Source organism: Mycobacterium sp. (assembly GCF_044370595.1).
Lineage (GTDB): Bacteria > Actinomycetota > Actinomycetes > Mycobacteriales > Mycobacteriaceae > Mycobacterium.
Window position 1 is genome coordinate 1 of sequence record NZ_JBILVF010000234.1, and the last position, 3,320, is coordinate 3,320.

General features: G+C 65.8%; 2 protein-coding genes. Both read right to left on the minus strand.

The window, feature by feature from the left end; genetic code table 11:
- Positions 1 to 1,010 (minus strand): cyanophycinase (locus tag ADBZ5N_RS18140; RefSeq protein ID WP_526259870.1); only part of this gene is annotated, 1,010 nt, incomplete at its 3' end.
- The coding region (cphA, locus tag ADBZ5N_RS18145) for a cyanophycin synthetase (RefSeq protein ID WP_526259872.1) at positions 1,007 to 3,320 on the minus strand (2,314 nt) is incomplete at its 5' end. The genes cphA and ADBZ5N_RS18140, both read right to left, overlap by 4 nt.

Here is a 3,320-nt window from a genome sequence, read left to right on the forward strand (position 1 = left end):
GCCCTGGGCTCGATCGCGCGGGCCCGATCCGCCGGATACGCTTCGGGGTCACCCAGCACCAGCCGCGCCACCAGATCGTAGAGCGTGTAGGCGCCGAAGACGTTGCGCAGCGAGCGGGCGGGGGCGTTGTAAGTGATGTCACGCCGGGTCACCGCCCGCTTGTCCGGACCGGGCAGGACCTCACCCGTTTCCAGGTCAAGGGCGTCCCCGTTGTCGGCGTAGCTGAAGGCGATGTTGTCGATCAGCCTGCGTCGGCGATCGACTCTGGCCTCCTGAAGGTCGAACACGAAGACGCCGTATTCGCCGATCACCCGTGCACTCGTGCCCTCGACGAACAAGGCGGTGTTTTCGTCGATGCCGAAGCCGCGCTTCGCACCTGAGGCCTGCATGCCGACGACCATCCGGCCGAACCGGCCGCGCTTGATGAAGTGCTGGTCGACCATGCCCCACGGGAAGAAACCGAGCCCGGGCGCCAGCAGCATTCCGGGCTGGTCCGCATCACCGACCACACCATAGGTCGCGGCTTCCAGCGACGTGCCGCCGGAAAACATCGCCTCGGACATGACGGCGGCCCCTGCGCTCGATCCAGCGACCAGCGAACCCCTGCGCTGCGCTTTGCGGATCGCTCTCAGCACGCGACTTTCCCTGCCGTTCGGCGCCAGCACCCCGGTGATCAGGGCCTGGTCGCCGCCGGTGAAATAGACGCTGCCGTAGTCCTCGACGAGATCGGCGATCGCCGGGTCGCGTGCGGCCTGGCCCGCCCCGGGGCCGTGCACCCCGGCCAAGACGGCGTCAAAGCCATGGGCCCGAAAAACGCCGACGGTTTCGGCGCCGACCTCGTCGGGCACCGACGACGCCGTCGCGAAGACGACGATCCTTCCGCCGGCAAGACGACGCATCTCGTCGTAGATAGCGGCGTTGTCATCCTCCAGCCGGCCGCCGATGATGGCCAGTTTCGGGTGATGCGCCCGACGATGAGCGAATGGGAATCTGCCACGTTTCCCTGTCATGACTCCCTGTCATTGGCCGGAACGATCAGCACTCCGCGATCATCCGAGGCGAGAACGAAGCCTTCGGGAACGCCGAAGGTAGATGCTGCCAGACGCTTGGCGACGGGTTCCGGCCCGGGCGCGGTGAATGTCGGGGTGAAGTGCACGATCTGCTTCCAGCAGCGCGTGATCGCCTCGCAGAAGAACAACACCAAATCGTCGGGTTGCGCCTGCGAGAGCGCCGCATCAAGGGCTTCGTTCTCCTCCTCGATGATGGTGATTTCCTCGGGCGGCACACCCTCGGCGATCAGGGCGGCCCGCATCAGCTTCGGGATTTCGTCGGGCCCGCGATCGCGCAGATTGTCGTCGCGGTGGCAGATATAGGTGTCGAAATGGCCGGCGACCTTTGCCGCAATAGCCGCCACGTCCTCGTCGCGCCGGTCGCCCGGGCAGGTCACGCCGACGATCCGGCGCCCGCGCGGCTTGAGCCTGTCGACCACGTCGATCATGGCCCCCACCGCAGCCTCGTTGTGCCCGTAGTCGAGGATCACCCGGAAGCCGTGTTCATCGAAGACATTCATCCGGCCCGGGCTCTGGAAGAAGCTGTTATCGAAGGTGCGCAGTCCGGTGCGGATCTGATCCAGGGTCTTGCCGAGCGCATAGGCCATGCCCGCGGCGAACATGGCGTTTTCCACGTTGTGCAGCGCCTTGCCCTCCAGAGTCGCCGGGATGAGATGGGTCCACATCAGCGGCATCAGTCTGCCGCTGTCGTAGATCACGATCTGCTCGCCGTTGAGCCCGAGCTCAAGAACGATCGCGGGTTTGCCGAGGCGGATATGTTCGCGCACCAGTTCATGCTCGGGGTTGCGCGTCACATACATGACCTGCTTGGCGGGCGAGAAGGCCGCCATTTTCAGCGTCTGCTCGTTGTCCGCGTTCAGCACCACCGTGCCGCGGGTGACTTCGGCAACGACGCGTTTCACCCGGGCAAGATCGTCCAGAGTGTCGATGCCGCCGAGGCCCAGATGGTCGGACGCGACGTTCAGCACCGCACCGACATCGCAGAAGTTGTAGCCCAAGCCGGAGCGGACGATACCGCCGCGCGCGGTCTCCAGGACCGCGATGTCGACCGAGGGATCGCGCAGCACCATGTTGGCCGACAGCGGCCCGGTCATGTCTCCCTTCACGGTCACGTTGCCGTCGATCACCACCGCGTCAGTCGAGGTCTGCCCCACGACATGACCCGCCATTTTCAGGATGTGCGCCAGCATGCGCGAGCACGTGGTCTTGCCGTTCGTCCCGGTGAGTGCGGCGATGGGAACGCGCGCCTGGGTTCCCGGCGGGAAGAGCATGTCCATGATCGCCCCGCCCACGTCGCGCGGCGTACCCTCGGAAGGCGCGATATGCATGCGCAGGCCGGGTCCAGCATTGATCTCGCAAATGCCGCCGCCGGTCTCGCGATGGCTCTTGGTGATATCGGTGGTCAGGAAATCCACCGCGCCGACATCGAGCCCGATCGCCCGGATCGCGCGCTCGGCCATCAGCTTGTTGTCGGGATGGATCGTGTCGGTGACATCTACCGCCGTGCCGCCCGTCGAGATGTTTGCCGTCTTGCGCAGATACACCTCCTCGCCCTCGGCGGGAACCGTCTGGCCGGTGTAGCTCTTGTCCTCGAGCAAGGCCTTGGCCTGGTCGTCGAGTTCGAGCCGGGTCAGGACGTTTTCATGCCCGACGCCGCGGCGCGGATCCTGATTGACGATATCCACCAGTTCGGCGATGGTGTGGTGCCCGTCGCCCTTCACATGGCCTGGCACCCGGCGCGCGGCGGCGACGAGCTGACCATTGACTACCAGAAGCCGGTGGTCGTCGCCGCGAAGCATCGTCTCCACCACCACCGCGGAACCTTCGGCATCGGCGGTCTCGAAAGCGGCGGCGATGCCGTCCTCGGCAGTGATGTCCACGGTGACGCCGCGGCCGTGATTGCCGTCGAGCGGCTTGATGACCACGGGATAACCGATGCGTTCGGCCGCCCTGATGGCCTCGTCCACGCTGTAGACCAGCCGCTGCTTCGGCACGGGCAGGCCGAGATCGGCAAGGAGGCTGTTGGCGAGATTCTTGTCCGAAGCGATTTCGACGGCGATATGCGAGGTCTTCGATGTCAGCGCCGCCTCGATCCGCTGCTGGTACTTGCCTTGGCCGACCTGGATAAGGCTGGCGTCGTTGAGCCGGTAGACCGGAATGTCGCGGGCCTGGGCCGCACGCACCAATTCCATGGCCGAGGGCCCCAGAGAACGCCGGTCGGCGTAGGCCAGGAAGTCGTTGACGTCTTGA